Source organism: Streptomyces sp. NPDC058985 (genome assembly GCF_042740985.1).
Taxonomy (GTDB): domain Bacteria; phylum Actinomycetota; class Actinomycetes; order Streptomycetales; family Streptomycetaceae; genus Streptomyces.
On the sequence record NZ_JBHYJX010000050.1, the window covers coordinates 17,111 to 32,943 of the forward strand.

Genomic DNA, 15,833 nt, shown 5'->3' on the forward strand with positions numbered 1-15,833 from the left:
CCTCAGGTCGGGCGTTCTGCGTGAAGGGTGCGGGCAGCGGTGCGGCCGGTCAGTACGCCCGGCCGCGCATGCGGCGCCACCACGCCACCGCGCCGCCGATCAGCAGAATCCCGACGGCTCCGGCCCCCGCCGAGGCGGCGATGAGGGTCGTGTCGCCGGAGCCCGCCGGGCGCAGCGCGTCACCGAGCTGGTTGCGCACGTCGTTGCCGCCGCCCGTGCCGTCGGCGAGCGGTCCGCGCGAACCCTCGGTCGGGTTCGCCACGTACGGGAAGGCGGCCCCGAACTCCTTGTCGTTGGCGTCGACCGCGTCGCCCAGGTCGTTGGCGGCACCCACCAGTTCGCCCTCGACGACCTGGAGCGCGGCGTCGATCACGTCGTCGGTCAGCCGGCGTCCGTTGGGGAAGCCCGCGTTGTCGCCGTCGAGGACGCCGAGGCGCTTGGGGTCGGCGGCCGGTTCGACGGAGGTGTTGAGGCGCAGTTGCTCCGAGGGCGTGACGTGGGGCGGCTGGTTGAGGTCCGGCACGCCCTTGAGGAACACGTCCACGAGGTCGTCGCGGGGCTCGGCCGGGGCCTTGATGTCGTAGATCGCCTCGATGAGCTTCGGCAGTTCGGGGTTGGTGACGTTCTGGAGGAACTGCGCGTCGTCGGCGGGCGTGGACGCGTTGAAGGTGTCCTTGTCCTTCAGCGGATTGACCACCTCGTTCACCAGGGGGTTCCCGAGCCGGGACACCTGCGTGAACTCGCCCTGGGTGTTCTCGCGCCGGGTCGTCGACCAGATGCCGACCACCGGCTGCTCCGCCGATTCCACGATCATGTCGGTCGGGACCTGGAGGGCGATCGAGTTGACGTTGTAGCCCTTGAGGGTGTCGTTGCCGACCTCCGACAGGTTCCCGCCGTACAGCAGGTCGAAGACCCGCAGGTCCAGGAAGAAGGGGTCGTCGGCCTGACCGGCGAACGTCTTCGTCCCGTCGTCCAGTTCGTGGACGGCCTGGTCGCGCAGGGCGCCGTAGTCCGGCATCGACGCCTTGCCGACGTTCGACGGCGCCACCGGCACGTCGTGCGCGATCGTCGTCCGGGACGACTCCTTCCCGCCGTGCAGCTTGATCAGCTCGATGTCGTAGGTCTGCGTGATGTTGAGGTCCGGGTCGTCGAGGCTGGTGACGGTGCCCGTGTTGTAGAGGAACGACTTGTCGTTCTTCGTGTGCGTGGTGAACGTGTAACGGAACAGCAGGTCGCCGAGCGCGTCGCCGTCGTTGTCGACGTGCAGGTCGTACTGGGCGTCCTCGGCGAAGGTGAAGAAGTTCGGCCCGCCGGCCGGTTCCTCGAACGGGATCCAGTTCGCGACGAGCGTCGTGGTGTCCGGCCGGTCCGGGCTCACGAAGGCGTACAGGTCCGTGTTGTCGTACTGCGGGGTCCCCGATACCAACGGGGCCTCCCGGTGGCTGGAGGCGGACGCCGCCCGCGGTTCCAGCGCGGTCACGCCGGCCGCGGTGAGCCCCCCGGCGGCCAGCGCGCCACAGACCAGCGTGGCCAAGCGCCGTCGACCCGAGTCGCTTGTAGGGATACCGGGGATACCGGAGATACCGGAGAAGGGTGTCATGCGGTCCGTCCTCTGTGCCCGAGTGCCGAGTTGTCTGACGCACCGGCATTCGGAGCACCCCCGCGGCCGGATTGGTGCGGTCCCACATCCGATTCGGTCCCCGGCCGACTGGCGATTTCGGGCCGCGGATCCGTAACCCCTGCGAAGGGCGTGCCGCCGTGTACGCCCTCGCTGACGCGTACGGGCCGGGAGCGGCCCGCGGAGAGGGGGACGGGGTGGAGGCGGACGAGCTGCTGACGCTCGTGGCGGACGGCGACCAGAAGGCCTTCGAGGAGCTGTACGGGCTGGTCTCGGGCCCGGTCTTCGGACTCGTACGGCGGGTGGTGCGCGACCCCGCGCAGTCGGAGGAGGTGGCGCAGGAGGTGCTGCTCGAACTCTGGCGGTCCGCGGCGCGGTTCGACCCGGGCCGCGGCAGCGCCCTGTCGTGGATCCTCACCGTCGCCCACCGTCGCGCCGTCGACCGGGTGCGCAGCGCCCGCGCGGCCGGCGAACGCGAGCGGCGCGAGGCCCGGCGCGCCCACCACCCCGCCTTCGACCAGGTCTCCGAGGAGGTCGAGGCGGGTCTCGAACGCGAGTGGGTGCGCCGCTGCCTGGACCGGCTGACCGCCCTGCAGCGCCAGTCGGTCACCCTCGCCTACTACGACGGTTACACCTACCGGGAGGTGGCCGAACGCCTCTCCCTGCCGCTGGGCACGGTGAAGACGCGGATGCGGGACGGACTGGGCCGCCTGCGCGACTGCCTCGGAGGTACCGCATGAGCGTCCTGGGCCGGCTGTTCCGCCGCGCAGACCTGCACTCCCTCGCCGCCCCCTACGCCCTGGACGCCCTGGAGGGCGCCGAACGGGTCCGCTTCGAACGGCACTTGGAGGGTTGCGAACACTGCGCCGCCGAGGTGCGGGCCCTGTCCGAGGACGCCGTCCGGCTGGCCTGGTCCACGGCGGCACCGGCACCGGCCGCCCTGCGCGAACGGGTCCTGGCCGCCGTGCGCACCACCCCGCAGGAGCCCGCGGCCGGACGCGGCCCCGCGCTCCGGCTGCCCGCCCATGTGTGGGAGGGCGGCCGGACGCCGGAACGGTCCCGTGCGGTCCGGCCGCGTCCCCTGCTGGTGCCGTTCGCCACGGTGACGGCCGCCGCGGCGCTCGTGGTCGCCTCGCTCTTCGCCGTGCAGGCCGAGCGGACCCGGGACGAGTTGGACACGGCGCGGGACCGGGCACGTGAGATCGCCCACGTTCTCGCGGCTCCGGACGCCCGCGCGACGAGCGACAGGGACGACCGCGGCCGCGGCATAGGAGTGGTCGCGTCCGCCGCCGAGGGGCGCGCGGTGGTCACCCTGAGCGGATACGGCGAGCCGTCGGGCGACCGCGTGCACCAACTGTGGCTCATGCGCCCCGGCGCCGGGCCGCGCTCCCTCGGGCTTCTGGACGGCGACACGCCCCTGCTCGCGTACGGTCTGAACCGGTCCGCGACGTCACTCGCGGTGACCGTCGAGCCCGGAGGGGGTTCGGTCCGGCCGACGAGCAGCCCCGTTGTCCAACTCACCCTGGAATCTGTCGGATTCGGAGAGTAATCGTCAACCCCCTTACGGGGAAGGTGAATCCTGTGACCGCGATACACGCATCCCGTACCGGGGCGATAGGGTTACCCTGCCCGGGCCGGGTGGACTCGTACGGGTGGGGAGTGACATGGAACAGATAACGGTGCGCAGCAGGGCAAGGGTGCCTGCGATCACCTGCAAGAGCAGCGCGAGCAGCTCGCGTCTCGACCGGCATCTCGCGGTGCTCGGAGGGCCTGCCCTCCCACAGCGGGAGACCGTGGAGGCGACGTCGCTGATGCGTGAGCTGACCGCGCGCGAGCCCGCACACAAGCGCAGCAGCAGGGGCGCCAGGGTGCGCCGGGTCTCGCTGTTCGCGCCACTGCGCCGACTGCGCCGCTCGCTGTTCGGCGGCAACTGAGGCCCGCGCTCCGGAGGCCACACCGCCCCGGCGCGGCGCCGCGCACTCGTCCGTCATCCCCACGGCACGCAGCGGCGCCCCGGTGTGTTCCCGAGCGCGGGTGTTTCCCGTACGCCTGACCCGTAGACCCGTAGACCCGTAGACCCGTAGACCCGTAAACCCGTCAGGTCCCTGGCCCTCGGTCCGCTGCTTCCCGGCCGGCGAACCGGCCACGCGATGCGCCACCGGCCACGCCGCCCCCTCCGGCACGGGCGCGTTGCCGAACAGGTCACGCAGCGCCGTCGTCACCGCGCTGATCGGATTCCACTCGGCCACCGTGCGCAGCCGGCCGGGCAGCCCGTCGGTAGGGATGTACGCGTTGGAGAGCAACGGCAGGATGAAGGTCGCGCCGCCCAGTTGACCGGCGGCCTCCTCGTTCGGGGTGAGCAGCCCCAGGAAGATCCCGATCCACGTCGTCGCGAACCGAAACGGCGGCGACAGCCCACCGTGGGCGGGGCCCGCTACAACAGCGCCAGCTGTCCCTCCGGCCCCTCCTCAGGGCCGTCCAGCACGGAGGCCGGCCGGTGGGCCGTCGGCGGCGCCGGCAGTACGCCCGCCGTGCGCAGGTCCGTCGCCGTGATTTCCTTGGTCACCGTCAACTCCGCGCACTCGGCGCGCGCTTCGGCGAGCAGTGCGAGGACCGTGATCAGCTCCAGCAGCTCGGAGGTCCAGGTCTGCGGCCAGGTGGCCGGGCGGATCGCCGCCAGCGTGCCCGGCTCGCCCTCGGCGGTGCGGGCCGCGAACCACTGCTCCAGCACCCGGACCCCGCCCACCTCGAACTCCCAGGCGCCGGGCGGCACGGGGGAGACGCGGCCCTCGTCCAGGTGCAGGACCTCGTCGTCCGGGTCGTAGCGCAGGGTCAGCGGGCGCGCGGGCAGCGGGGCGCGGACGTACGGGCGGCGGCCGCCGGGGAGCTTGGGGCGCTCGCCGTCGCGCAGCATCAGCCACAGCGCGCGCCGCCCCAGGCCGACGCCCCGCTCCCACAGCTCGGGGTCCGCGGTGAACGGGACGGCCCCGCCGGGCCGCACGGCCGCGACCGACCAGGCCAGCACGTCCGGCGGCGCGACCGGCAGCCCGAGCCGGGCGGCGAGGTGGTCCAGGAGGCCGGGGGCCAGGTTGGACTCGGCGCCGCCGGGCCTGCGGTACAGCGGACGGATCCGGGCGGGGCCGAACAGCGGCAGCCGGGAGGAGGCGAGCAGCAGCGGCGGGGCGGCGGCCCCGGGGACCTCCACGACGAACACCTGCCGCTCGTCAGACACCCGCCACAGCTCCGGGCGGGCCGCGTCGATCAGCCGGTGGTCGGGGATCAGCCACTGTTCGTCGAAGGGAGCGCGCAGCACCCGCAGCGGCTCCGGGCACGGCCCCGAGGCGCGCGCCAGCCGCTCGGTGCCCCCGGCGCCGCCGGGCAGCCGCCCGACCGCGGTGTGCGGGGTGCGGGAGCGGGTCGGCTCGAACAGGGCCTCGCGGTCGGCTCCCTCGGCCTTCACCAGCGCGTCCCAGCGGGCCTTCAGGGACGCCGCGTCGGGCGCCGTCGGCCACCCCCGGCCGAGCCGTGGCGGTGCGACGGACCACGGCATGAGGTCCGCCAGCGGCGGAGCGTCGTCGTGCGTCACGCCCGGCATCGTACGACGGGAGGGCGCGGCCTTATGTGGCGTCCAGGGTGACCGTGAAGGAGAACCGGTCGCCCCGGTAGTGGATGACCGCCACGTCCAGCACCCGGCCCGCGGTGTCGTAGGTGACGCCCGTGTAGTGCAGGATCGGGCTGAGCAGCGGGACTTCGAGCAGCCGCGCCGTCTCCGGGTCGGCGAGCCGGGCCTCGACGGTGTCCGTGATCCGGCTGATGTCCATCCCCACCACGTCCCGCAGCACCTTGGTCATCGGCCACCGGACGAGGTCGTCCACGTCGATGCGGGCGGCCAGCTCGGGGCGGACGTAGTTGCGGGCGTGGTTGGTGGGCTCGCCCGTCGTCTCGTCGCTGCGCAGCCGGTGGTACGTCCCCACCTCCACGGACTCGGGGAAGTACTCCGCGACCTCGGGCGGCACCGGCACCGTGCCGTGGCCCAGCAGTTCGGCCTTCATGCCGGACTGCTGCGCCACGATCGCGTCCACCGAGCCCAGCAGCCGCACCGGGGCGCCCCGCCGGGCGTCCGGCTCGATGAACGTGCCGCGCCGGCGGTGCCGGGTGATCAGCCCCTCGTCCTCCAGTTCCTTGAGCGCCTGCCGCATGGTCAGCACGCTCACCCCGTAGTGACCGGCCAGCTGCTCCTCGGTGGGCAGCCGCAGCGGGTCCCGGGGCGAGCGGCCGAGTATCGAGGCGCGCAGCGACTGCGACACCTGGTACCACAGCGGCAGCTTGCGGTTCAGGACGATGGAGTCCGGGGCGAAGGAGGTCACGGGCCATCCGTACCGGTAGGGAAACCTCAGTGCAAGGGGCGGAAGTGACGCTCCAGGCCCTGCCAGACGTCGTCGTAGCGGGCCTGCAGGTGTTCGGCGCGGGCCGCCTGGGGGGTGAGGGTCACCGGCCACCGCGTCTCGAACATGAACGCCAGGCCGTCGTCGATCCGCTGCGGCTTCAGCTCGGCGGCGCTCGCCCGGTCGAAGGTCTCCCGGTCCGGTCCGTGCGCCGACATCATGTTGTGCAGCGAACCGCCGCCCGGCACGAAGCCTTCCGCCTTCGCGTCGTAGGCGCCCTCGATCAGGCCCATGTACTCGCTCATCACGTTCCGGTGGAAGTAGGGCGGCCGGAAGGTGTCCTCGCCCACCAGCCAGCGCGGCGCGAAGACCACGAAGTCGACGCCCGCGAGGCCGGGGGTGTCCGACGGCGAGGTGAGCACGGTGAAGATGGACGGGTCCGGGTGGTCGTACGAGATGGTGCCGATGACGTTGAAGCGGCGCAGGTCGTAGACGTACGGCACGTGGTTGCCGTGCCAGGCGACGACGTCCAGCGGGGAGTGGTCGTACTCCGCCGTCCAGAGGTTGCCGCAGAACTTGTTCACCACCTCCACCGGGCCCGGCGTGTCCGCGTCGTCCTCGTAGGCGGCGACCGGCGCCATGAAGTCCCGCGGGTTCGCCAGGCCGTTGGCGCCGATCGGGCCGAGGTCCGGCAGCTGGAAGGGGGCGCCGTAGTTCTCGCAGACGTAGCCGCGGGCGTCGGCGTCCAGCAGCTCCACCCGGAAACGCACCCCGCGCGGGATCAGCGCCACATGGCCCGGCTCGGCGTGCAGCAGCCCGAACTCGGTACGCAGCAGCAGGCCGCCGCGCTCCGGGACGATCAGCAGCTCGCCGTCGGAGTCGCTGAACACGCGCTCCATGGAGGCGGTCGCGTGGTACAGGTGCACGGCCATACCGGTGCGCTGGGTCGCGTCGCCGTTGCCGCCGAGCGTCCACAGGCCCGCGACGAAGTCCGTCCCGGCCGGCGGCTCCGGCAGCGGGCTCCAGCGCAGCCGGTTCGGGTCCGGCACGGCCTGGGCGAAGGGCGCCGTGCGGATCGCGCCGTTGCCCGCGCGGGTGAACGCCGGGTGGGCGGCCGAGGGGCGGATCCGGTACAGCCACGAACGCCGGTTGTGGGCCCGGGGCTCGGTGAACGCCGTGCCGCTCAACTGCTCCGCGTACAGCCCGAGCGGCGCCCGCTGCGGCGAGTTCCGGCCCTCGGGCAGTGCGCCCGCGACGGCCTCCGAGCTGTGCTCGTTGCCGAAACCGGACAGATGGGCCAGCCCCTCCGCGGTCTTCCGCGCGTCCCCGCTCATTGATCGCTCCCTCGCAACCCGATTCCTATGGCACACCGTAGGATTGCGGTTTCCCGCGCGCAAGAGGGCGTTCGGGTCTTCCCGGTGCGTCCCGGTTCTTCCCCGTCCGGCGCGCGCGTCCTCCTGAAGGATGACCGGAACCAGGCCCCCGGGGGATCCGGACTGTCGGACCCGTGTTCTAGTCTCGCGTCATGTCGTGGACGCGGGGAGTGCTCGCCGTGCTCGCGGTCTGCGTCCTGTTGTTGACCGGGTCCGCGGGCTGCGGCTCGGGAGACGGCGGAGAACCGGAGGCCGGGGAGTCGGCCGCTTCGGCGGGCAGGCTGCTCGACGCCACCGACGAGCAGGGCCGGCGCTACCGCGAGGTGGACGCCGAACAGGCCCCCGAGGTCGGCATCGAGGTGCAGCCCGAGAGCGACGACAGCTGGGACGTACGCCTGACCGTCCGCGGCTTCAGGTTCTCGCCGGACGGCACCGGGGCCGAGGCGGTGCCCGGCCGCGGCGTCGCCCACCTCTTCCTCGACGGCGACCTCCTCACCCGCCTGCGCGGCCCGGAGTACCGGCTCACCGCCGACCTGGTCCCGCGCGGCACCCACCAGGTCACGGTCCGGCTGTACGCCGACGACGACACCGTCTGGGCCGTCGACGGCGAGCCCGTCGAGTCCACGGCGGACATCACGGCGTCGGACACCGAGCCGACGGAGGCGACGGAGCCCGAGGAGATCGAGGGCCGGACCGTTCCCACCCGCGTGACGGCACGGTGAGGGCATCATGAGGACCGTGTCCCACGCGACCCCGCTCCGCCGCGCCCCCGTGCAGCGGCGCAGCGCCGAACGGCTGACCAGGATCCTCGACGCCTGCGCCGACCTCCTCGACGAGGTGGGCTACGACGCCCTGAGCACCCGGGCCGTGGCGCTGCGCGCGGACGTCCCCATCGGGTCGGTGTACCGCTTCTTCGGCAACAAGCGGCAGATGGCCGACGCACTGGCCCAGCGCAACCTGGAGCGCTACGCGGAACGCGTGACCGAACGGCTCACGGAGACCGGCGACGGCGGCTGGCGCTGCGCCCTGGACGCGGTGCTCGACGAGTACCTGGCGATGAAGCGGACCGCGCCCGGCTTCTCCCTGATCGACTTCGGCAACCAGATCCCGGTCGGCGACCGGGCCACCGTCCCCAACCACCGCGTCGCCGAGCGGCTCACCGAGCTGCTCTCCGGCTACCTCGGCCGCCGCCCCGACGACGATCTGCGCCGCGTCTTCCTCGTCGCCGTGGAGACCGCCGACACCCTCGTCCAGCTCGCCTTCCGGGTCGCGCCGGACGGGGACGCGAAGATCATCGAGGAGGCGCGGGAGCTGCTCCGGGCGTATCTGGGGCGCGTCCTGGACTGACGCACCGGCCGCACCGGCGCCGTGCGGCCGTGCGCGAGAGGGCTCCCCAACATGCCTACCGGTCGGTATGCTCGCGGCAAGAGCGACGCCGCCCTCCGGGAGGACCCGTGTCCCGCACCGCCCTGCGTATCTGCCCCCTGTGCGAGGCCACCTGCGGCCTGGCCCTCACCATCGACGGCACCGAGGTCACCGCCGCCCGCGGCGACCGCGACGACGTCTTCAGCCACGGCTTCATCTGCCCCAAGGGCGCCTCCTTCGGGGCCGTCGACTCCGACCCCGACCGGCTGCGCACGCCCCTGGTGCGCAGGGAGGGCGAACTGCGCGAGGCCACCTGGGCGGAGGCCTTCGACGCCGTCGCCGCCGGGGTCCGCACCGTCGCCGAGCGGCACGGACCGCACTCCGTGGGTGTGGTCCTCGGCAACCCCAACGTGCACACCGTGGCCGGCGCCCTCTACCCGCCCGTCCTGCTCGCCGCCCTCGGCACCCGCAGCCTCTTCACCGCCTCCACGGTCGACCAGATGCCCAAGCACGTCTCCAGCGGGCTGCTCTTCGGCGACGCCAACGCCATCCCGGTACCCGACCTCGACCACACCGACCACCTCCTGCTGATCGGCGCCAACCCGCTGGAGTCCAACGGCAGTCTGTGCACCGCCCCCGACTTCCCCGGCCGGCTCAAGGCCCTGCGCGCCCGCGGCGGCACCCTCACCGTCGTCGACCCGCGCCGCACCCGCACCGCGAAACTCGCCGACCGCCACGTGGCGATCCGGCCCGGCACCGACGCCCTGCTGCTCGCCGCGATGGTCCACGTCCTGTACGAAGAGGACCTGGCCGACCTCGGCGACCTCGCCCCGCACGTGATCGGGGCCGACGAAGTCCGCGACGCCGTACGCGACTTCACCCCCGAGGCCGTCGCCGCCGCCTGCGACGTGGACGCCGGTGTGACCCGCGCCCTCGCCCGCGAACTCGCCGCCGCCCGCACCGGCGCCGTCTACGGCCGCATCGGCAGCTGCACCGTCCCGCACGGCACCCTCGCCAGCTGGCTCGTGGACGTCCTCAACATCCTCACCGGCAACCTGGACCGGCCCGGCGGCGCCCTCTTCCCGCAGGCCGCCACCGACCGGACCCCGCGCCCCGCCGGACCCGGCCGCGGATTCGCGCTCGGCCGCTGGCGCTCCCGGGTGAGCGGACACCCCGAGGCCAAGGGCGAACTGCCGCTGTCCGCCCTCGCGGAGGAGATCGACACCGCCACCGCCACCGCGACCGACGTGGACGCCGGCAGCGGCACCCCCGCCGGCGAGCCGGTCCGCGCACTGATCACCATCGCCGCCAACCCCGTACTGTCCGCCCCCGACGGCGACCGGCTCGACAAGGCGCTCGACTCTCTCGACTTCATGGTCAGCGTCGACCCCTACCTCAACGAGACCTCCCGCCACGCCGACGTCGTCCTGCCGCCGCCCCCGCCCGCGCAGAGCCCGCACCACGACTTCGCCTTCAACACCCTCGCCGTGCGCAACCAGGTCCGCTACACCCGCCCCGCCGTCCCGCTGGAGCCCGGCCGCATGGCGGAGACCGAGATCCTGGCCCGGCTGACCCTGGCCGTCAGCGGCAGGCACGGCGCCGACCCGGGTGCCGTCGACGCCATGGTGATCGAGCAGACCCTCGGCAAGTCCGTCCGCGACCCGCACTCACCCGTGCACGGCCGCGACCCCGGCGACCTGACCGCACGGCTCACCGGCGATAACGGCCCCGAGCGACGGCTCGACCTGATGCTGCGCCTCGGCCCCTACGGCGACGGCTTCGGCGCCCGGCCCGACGGGTTGACCCTGGAGCGCCTGCTCGCCCACCCGCACGGCATCGACCTCGGCCCGCTGCGCCCCCGCCTGCCGCAGCCGCTGAAGACCCGCAGCGGCAGGGTGGAGCTGCTGCCGGAGCCGATCGCCGGCGACCTGCCCCGCCTGCGGCGCGCCCTGACCGAGCGCCCCGCCGGGCTCGTCCTCGTCGGCCGCCGCCACCTCAGGTCCAACAACAGCTGGATGCACAACATCCCGGCCCTCACCGGCGGTTCCAACCGCTGCACCCTGCACGTCCATCCCGACGACGCCGGACGGCTCGGCGTACGCGGCGCGCAGCCCGTGCGCGTCCAGGGGCCCGGGGGAGAGGTGACCGTCCCCGCCGAGGTCACCGACACCGTCCGGCCCGGCGTGGTCAGCCTCCCGCACGGCTGGGGCCACGACCGCCCCGGCACCCGCCAGACCCACGCCGCCACCGAGCCCGGCGTCAACGTCAACCAGCTCCTCGACGGCAGCCTGCTCGACCCGCTCTCCGGCAACGCGGTCCTCAACGGCGTACCGGTCAAGCTCACCCCGGTGGCCGCCCGCTGACCTGAGCAAAGCGTTGACCTGGAGTTTTGCGCTTATTGCTCGCAGGTCAACGTCTTGTTAACGCGACTTCACGGCACCTAACGTCGCTCGCACCGCCTGCCCCGGTGGGATGTTCAAGGGCGAACGTTAGGTACTCACACATGCTGACCATCCTCGGCTTCGCCATGATCGCGACCTTCCTGGTCCTGATCATGATGAAGAAGATGTCGCCGATCGCGGCGCTCGTGCTGATTCCCGCGCTGTTCTGCGTGTTCGTCGGCAAGGGCGCCCACCTCGGCGACTACGTCATCGACGGCGTGTCCAGCCTCGCCCCCACCGCGGCGATGCTCATGTTCGCGATCGTCTACTTCGGGGTGATGATCGACGTCGGGCTCTTCGACCCGATCGTCCGGGCCATCCTGAAGTTCTGCAAGGCCGACCCGATGCGCGTCGTCGTCGGTACGGCGCTGCTCGCCGCGATCGTCTCGCTCGACGGCGACGGCTCCACCACCTTCATGATCACGGTCTCGGCCATGTATCCGCTGTACAAGCGGCTGAAGATGAGCCTGGTCGTGATGACGGGCGTCGCCGCGATGGCCAACGGCGTGATGAACACGCTGCCCTGGGGCGGCCCCACCGCCCGTGCCGCCACCGCGCTCAAGGTCGACGCCACCGACATCTTCGTCCCGATGATCCCGGCCCTGGCCGTCGGTCTGTTCGCGGTCGTCGCCCTGTCGTACGTGCTCGGTCTGCGCGAGCGCCGCCGGGTGGGCACGCTGACGCTGGACGAGGCGCTGGTGCGCGAACCGGCGCCGGAGACCGAGACGGTGCTGGTCGGTGCCGGTGCCGGTGCCGGTGCCGGTGCGGGTGCGGGTGCGGGCGTCAAGGCCGCTGCCGGTCGCGGCGGCGCGGGCGGAGCGGACCGCTCCCAGGGTTCCGCCGGCTCCGGCGGGTCCGCCGGATCGGACGAGGCGTCGGACGACGACTTCAGGGGCCTCGACCCGAACCGGCCCACCCTGCGCCCCAAGCTGTACTGGTTCAACGCGCTCCTCACGGTCGCGCTGCTCACCGCCATGATCATGGAGGTGCTGCCGATCCCGGTGCTCTTCCTGCTCGGCGCCGCGCTCGCGCTCACCGTGAACTTCCCGCACATCCCGGACCAGAAGGCCCGGATCGCCGCCCACGCCGACAACGTGCTCAACGTCTCCGGCATGGTCTTCGCCGCCGCCGTCTTCACCGGCGTCCTCACCGGCACCGGCATGGTCGACCACATGGCCAACTGGCTCGTGGACACCATCCCCGAGGGCATGGGCCCGCACATGGGCCTGGTCACCGGCCTGCTGAGCCTGCCGCTCACCTACTTCATGTCCAACGACGGCTTCTACTTCGGCGTCCTGCCCGTGCTCGCCGAGGCCGGTCAGGCGCACGGCGTGTCCACGCTGGAGATCGCCCGCGCCTCGATCGTCGGCCAGCCGCTGCACATGTCCAGCCCGCTCGTCCCGGCCGTGTACGTCCTGGTCGGCATGGCGAAGGTCGAGTTCGGCGACCACACGCGGTTCGTCGTGAAGTGGGCGGTCCTGACCAGCCTGGTGATTCTCGCCGCGGGCATCCTGTTCGGCATCATCTGATCATCGCAGCGGCCTCCGCGGCTGGTGCGCGGGGAGTCGTACGGGAAGGACACGATCATGGGGCCCGGTGGGAACCGCGGCTGGCTGCTCCGCCTCGTCATCGCCTTCGGCTTCGCGCAGGGGGCGGTGTCGATGGCACGGCCCGCCGTCTCCTACCGGGCCCTCGCGCTGGGCGCGGACGAACGGGCGGTCGGCGTCATCGCCGGTGTGTACGCGCTGCTGCCGCTGTTCGCCGCCGTCCCGCTCGGCCGCCGTACCGACCACGGCCGCTGCGCGCCCCTGCTGCCCGTCGGCGTGGTGCTCATCGCCGGCGGCTGCGCGCTCAGCGGCGTCGCCGGGTCCCTGTGGGCGATGGCCCTGTGGAGCGGCGTCATGGGCCTCGGCCACCTCTGCTTCGTCATCGGCGCCCAGTCGCTGGTCGCCCGCCAGTCCGCGCCGCACGAACAGGACCGCAACTTCGGGCACTTCACCATCGGCGCCTCGCTCGGCCAGCTGATCGGCCCCATCGCCGCGGGCGCGCTGATCGGGGGCCCCGACATGGCCGGCAGCAGCGCGCTGGCCCTGCTGGTGGCGGGCGCGGGCGCGGCGGTCGCCTGCACGTCCCTGTGGCGCATCGAGCACCCGAGGACCGCCGGGGCAGGCAAGGAGCCGGGCGCGCGTGTCCCCGTGGGCAGCATCCTGCGGGCCCGGGGGGTACCGGCGGGCATCCTGATCAGTCTGTCGGTGCTGTCCGCGACCGACATCCTCACCGCCTATCTGCCGGTGGTCGGCGAGCACCGCGGCATCTCCCCGGCCGTGATCGGCGTCCTGCTCAGCCTGCGCGCGGCGGCCACCATCGCCTGCAGGCTCGTGCTGACGCCCCTGCTGCGGCTGCTCGGGCGCACGGTGCTGCTCACGGTGACCTGCCTGCTGGCCGCCCTGCTGTGCGCCGGGGTCGCGCTGCCGGTGCCGGTGTGGGCGCTCGCGCTGATGCTGGCCGTGCTCGGCTTCTGCCTCGGCGTAGGCCAGCCGCTGTCCATGACGACGGTCGTCCAGGCCGCCCCCGACGAGGCCCGCTCCACGGCCCTCGCCCTGCGGCTGACCGGCAACCGCCTCGGCCAGGTCGCCGCGCCCGCCGCGGCGGGACTGATCGCGGGCGTCGCGGGCGTCGCCGCGCCCTTCGTGATGCTCGGCGCGCTGCTCCTGCTCTCGTCGGGGGTCGCCCTGCGCTCCCCGTCGGCGGGGACGGGCGACCGCCGTCGTGCGGGGATCGGGCAGGATGACACGGACCGGGCCGGCAGCGACCGGCCGTGTCGGGAAGCGAAGGGGTGAGCGTGATCCTCATCTTTCTGTCCGCAGTCCTCCTCCTGGCCGTAGGCGGCTGCGTCTGCGTCGTGTGGGCTTCCAGGGGCGGCCCGCGCTGGACGCGGGGGGTCTCCAGGGCGACCCTGCTGGCGGGGGAACTGCTGCGTGCGTCGAACCGTCGTTCGCGCCGAAGCGGGAGCGGGAGCGGGAGCAGCGGCGACAGCGGCGGGGACGGCTGACGGAACCCAATCGTCCGCCTTCTCACCAGGTGGACACCCGAGGAGGATCCGGTCCGGCGTCTTCCCCCGGCCGCGCACTGTCCGTTAACTTCCGTGACTCACACGCCCCGTACGACCCGCACGAGGGCGTCCGACCGCGGACCACCAGCGCCCAGTGAGCCCCCGGGGGCACCTCCATGACACGCGCCATCTCCCTGCACGACGTGAGCAAGACCTTCGCGCGAGGCGTCCGCGTGGTGGACCGGCTGTCGCTGGACATCGCGCCGGGCGAGTTCCTCGTCCTGCTCGGCCCCTCCGGCTGCGGCAAGTCGACCGTGCTGCGCATGATCGCCGGGCTGGAGGAGGTCACCGAGGGCGAGGTGCTGCTGGACGGCGCGTACGCCAACGACCTGCTCCCCGCCGAGCGGCGGATGGCGATGGTCTTCCAGAACTTCGCGCTGTACCCCAACATGACGACCCGTGGGAACATCGGCTTCCCGCTGCGCGTCGAGGACCCCCAGGCCGACCCCGGGCCCCGCGTGGACGCCACCGCCCGCATGCTGGGCATCGAGGACCTCCTCGACCGCCTGCCCGCCCAGCTCTCCGGCGGCGAACGCCAGCGCGTCGCCATGGGCCGGGCCATCGCCCGCCACCCCACCGCCTTCCTGATGGACGAACCGCTGTCCAACCTGGACGCCAAGCTCCGCAACCACCTGCGTGCCGAGATCACCCGGCTGACCCGGGAACTGGGCGTCACCACGATCTACGTCACCCACGACCAGTCCGAGGCCATGTCCCTCGGCGACCGGGTCGCGGTCCTGCGCGGCGGCGTGCTCCAGCAGGTGGACACCCCGCGCGCCGTGTACGCCCTGCCCCGCAACGTCTTCGTCGCCGCCTTCATCGGCACCCCGCGCATCAACCTGCTGCGCGGGATCGTGCGCGCCCCGCTGGACGGCGCGATGACGATCAGCCTGGGCAAGCAGTTCCTGCGCCTGCCCGAACCGCTCTGCCTGGACCACCAGTTGCTCCGCGTCCAGCAGGGCCGGGAGGTGATCGTGGGCCTGCGTTCGGAGGCGGTCCGGATCGCGAAGCCCGCGTCCGCCCGTCCCGGCGAGGTGCTGCTCACCGGCCTGGTGGAGCACGTCGAGTTCCAGGGCCACGAGATGCTCGTCCACCTCGACACCGGGTCGCGGCCCGCCGTCGTGCCCGACCTGGAGGCCCCGCGGCCCGCCACCCGGCCCGTCCGGCGCCGCCGCCGCGACGGCACCGTCCTCGACCGGCTGAGGGAACGGGCGGGCGCCCTGCGCACCGGGCCGGTGGTGGTCGTGGACGAAGCGGAGGAAGCGCGGGGGCCGAGCACCGCCGTCACCGCTCCCGACGGCCGTCTCCCCGGCGACCTGATCGTCCGCACCACCCCCGACATCGACCTGCGCCACGGCATGCAGATCCCGCTGCTCGTCGACCTCGCCCACCTGTTCGTCTTCGACCAGCACGGCGACCGCATCTGTCCGGCCCCCGCGCGGCTGCCGGACCTGGAGGAGTGAACCCGCCGGGACCGCGTCCCCGGAGAGCGTGAGCCGCGCCACCATCGGGGGAGCCCCTGGTGCCGTAAAACTATCG

The 15,833-nt window shown here is 73.1% G+C and carries 13 protein-coding genes and 1 pseudogene; 9 read left to right on the forward strand and 5 right to left on the reverse strand.

All coding sequences use genetic code 11. The annotated features are described in order from the left end of the window. Nucleotides 1-49 precede the first annotated feature (49 nt). On the reverse strand, nt 50-1,600 hold the full coding sequence (locus tag ACFW01_RS31950; protein ID WP_384509492.1) for a DUF4331 domain-containing protein: 1,551 nt from the start codon (nt 1,598-1,600) through the stop codon (nt 50-52). Nucleotides 1,601-1,815: 215 nt separating this feature from the next. On the opposite strand from ACFW01_RS31950, the gene ACFW01_RS31955 reads away from it, so the two are divergent. The 3 genes from ACFW01_RS31955 (at nt 1,816) to ACFW01_RS31965 (ending at nt 3,552) form a co-directional block, all read left to right on the forward strand. Then, nucleotides 1,816-2,358, forward strand: a complete 543-nt coding sequence (locus ACFW01_RS31955; RefSeq protein ID WP_234960852.1) for a sigma-70 family RNA polymerase sigma factor — start codon at nt 1,816-1,818, stop codon at nt 2,356-2,358. After that, a complete protein-coding gene (locus tag ACFW01_RS31960; RefSeq protein WP_234960795.1) occupies nt 2,355-3,167 on the forward strand; it encodes an anti-sigma factor in 813 nt (270 codons plus the stop codon). The genes ACFW01_RS31955 and ACFW01_RS31960 overlap by 4 nt, the downstream gene beginning before the upstream one ends. Before the next feature lie 115 nt (nt 3,168-3,282). After that, on the forward strand, nt 3,283-3,552 hold the full coding sequence (locus tag ACFW01_RS31965; RefSeq protein ID WP_064727101.1) for a hypothetical protein: 270 nt from the start codon (nt 3,283-3,285) through the stop codon (nt 3,550-3,552). 201 nt (nt 3,553-3,753) lie between these two features. Here ACFW01_RS31965 and ACFW01_RS31970 read toward each other — a convergent pair. The 4 genes and pseudogenes from ACFW01_RS31970 to hmgA all read right to left on the reverse strand — a co-directional run. Then, nucleotides 3,754-4,035 (reverse strand): annotated as a pseudogene (locus ACFW01_RS31970) (ABC transporter permease); the annotation flags it as partial. Between the two features lie 17 nt (nt 4,036-4,052). Continuing rightward, nucleotides 4,053-5,213 (reverse strand): type ISP restriction/modification enzyme, encoded by a 1,161-nt coding sequence (locus ACFW01_RS31975; RefSeq protein ID WP_384509496.1) that lies wholly within the window; start codon nt 5,211-5,213, stop codon nt 4,053-4,055. 22 nt (nt 5,214-5,235) lie between these two features. Continuing rightward, complete coding sequence (locus ACFW01_RS31980) at nt 5,236-5,985, reverse strand: GntR family transcriptional regulator (protein ID WP_234960797.1); 750 nt, start codon at nt 5,983-5,985, stop codon at nt 5,236-5,238. A 26-nt stretch (nt 5,986-6,011) separates the two neighbouring features. Further along, entirely contained in the window at nt 6,012-7,337 is a 1,326-nt protein-coding gene (gene hmgA / locus ACFW01_RS31985; RefSeq protein WP_234960798.1) for a homogentisate 1,2-dioxygenase, read from the reverse strand. A 191-nt stretch (nt 7,338-7,528) separates the two neighbouring features. Here hmgA and ACFW01_RS31990 point away from each other — a divergent pair, with 191 nt between their 5' ends. The 6 genes from ACFW01_RS31990 (at nt 7,529) to ACFW01_RS32015 (ending at nt 15,757) form a co-directional block, all read left to right on the forward strand. Continuing rightward, nucleotides 7,529-8,098, forward strand: coding sequence for a hypothetical protein (locus ACFW01_RS31990; RefSeq protein ID WP_234960799.1), 570 nt, complete (start codon nt 7,529-7,531; stop codon nt 8,096-8,098). 7 nt (nt 8,099-8,105) lie between these two features. After that, nucleotides 8,106-8,723 (forward strand): TetR/AcrR family transcriptional regulator, encoded by a 618-nt coding sequence (locus ACFW01_RS31995; RefSeq protein WP_161331074.1) that lies wholly within the window; start codon nt 8,106-8,108, stop codon nt 8,721-8,723. Between the two features lie 107 nt (nt 8,724-8,830). Next, nucleotides 8,831-11,104 carry a molybdopterin-dependent oxidoreductase gene (locus ACFW01_RS32000; protein WP_384509502.1) on the forward strand — a complete coding sequence of 758 codons (2,274 nt, stop codon included), beginning with the start codon at nt 8,831-8,833 and terminating at the stop codon, nt 11,102-11,104. 140 nt (nt 11,105-11,244) lie between these two features. Beyond that, nucleotides 11,245-12,711, forward strand: coding sequence for a CitMHS family transporter (locus tag ACFW01_RS32005; RefSeq protein ID WP_384509505.1), 1,467 nt, complete (start codon nt 11,245-11,247; stop codon nt 12,709-12,711). A 57-nt stretch (nt 12,712-12,768) separates the two neighbouring features. Beyond that, on the forward strand, nt 12,769-14,022 hold the full coding sequence (locus ACFW01_RS32010) for an MFS transporter (RefSeq protein WP_384509508.1): 1,254 nt from the start codon (nt 12,769-12,771) through the stop codon (nt 14,020-14,022). Nucleotides 14,023-14,410: 388 nt separating this feature from the next. Beyond that, nucleotides 14,411-15,757 carry an ABC transporter ATP-binding protein gene (locus ACFW01_RS32015; RefSeq protein ID WP_384509511.1) on the forward strand — a complete coding sequence of 449 codons (1,347 nt, stop codon included), beginning with the start codon at nt 14,411-14,413 and terminating at the stop codon, nt 15,755-15,757. The last annotated feature ends 76 nt before the right edge of the window (nt 15,758-15,833 follow it).

What these genes read in the sequence shown, in the direction of transcription:
- hmgA (WP_234960798.1), bottom strand. Translation starts at nt 7,337, where the DNA reads ATGAGCGGGGACGCGCGGAAGACCGCGGAGGGGCTGGCCCATCTGTCC.
- ACFW01_RS31995 (WP_161331074.1), top strand. Translation starts at nt 8,106, where the DNA reads ATGAGGACCGTGTCCCACGCGACCCCGCTCCGCCGCGCCCCCGTGCAG.
- ACFW01_RS32010 (WP_384509508.1), top strand. Translation starts at nt 12,769, where the DNA reads ATGGGGCCCGGTGGGAACCGCGGCTGGCTGCTCCGCCTCGTCATCGCC.
- ACFW01_RS32005 (WP_384509505.1), top strand. Translation starts at nt 11,245, where the DNA reads ATGCTGACCATCCTCGGCTTCGCCATGATCGCGACCTTCCTGGTCCTG.
- ACFW01_RS31950 (WP_384509492.1), bottom strand. Translation starts at nt 1,600, where the DNA reads ATGACACCCTTCTCCGGTATCTCCGGTATCCCCGGTATCCCTACAAGC.
- ACFW01_RS31975 (WP_384509496.1), bottom strand. Translation starts at nt 5,213, where the DNA reads ATGCCGGGCGTGACGCACGACGACGCTCCGCCGCTGGCGGACCTCATG.
- ACFW01_RS31990 (WP_234960799.1), top strand. Translation starts at nt 7,529, where the DNA reads ATGTCGTGGACGCGGGGAGTGCTCGCCGTGCTCGCGGTCTGCGTCCTG.
- ACFW01_RS31960 (WP_234960795.1), top strand. Translation starts at nt 2,355, where the DNA reads ATGAGCGTCCTGGGCCGGCTGTTCCGCCGCGCAGACCTGCACTCCCTC.
- ACFW01_RS32015 (WP_384509511.1), top strand. Translation starts at nt 14,411, where the DNA reads ATGACACGCGCCATCTCCCTGCACGACGTGAGCAAGACCTTCGCGCGA.
- ACFW01_RS31965 (WP_064727101.1), top strand. Translation starts at nt 3,283, where the DNA reads ATGGAACAGATAACGGTGCGCAGCAGGGCAAGGGTGCCTGCGATCACC.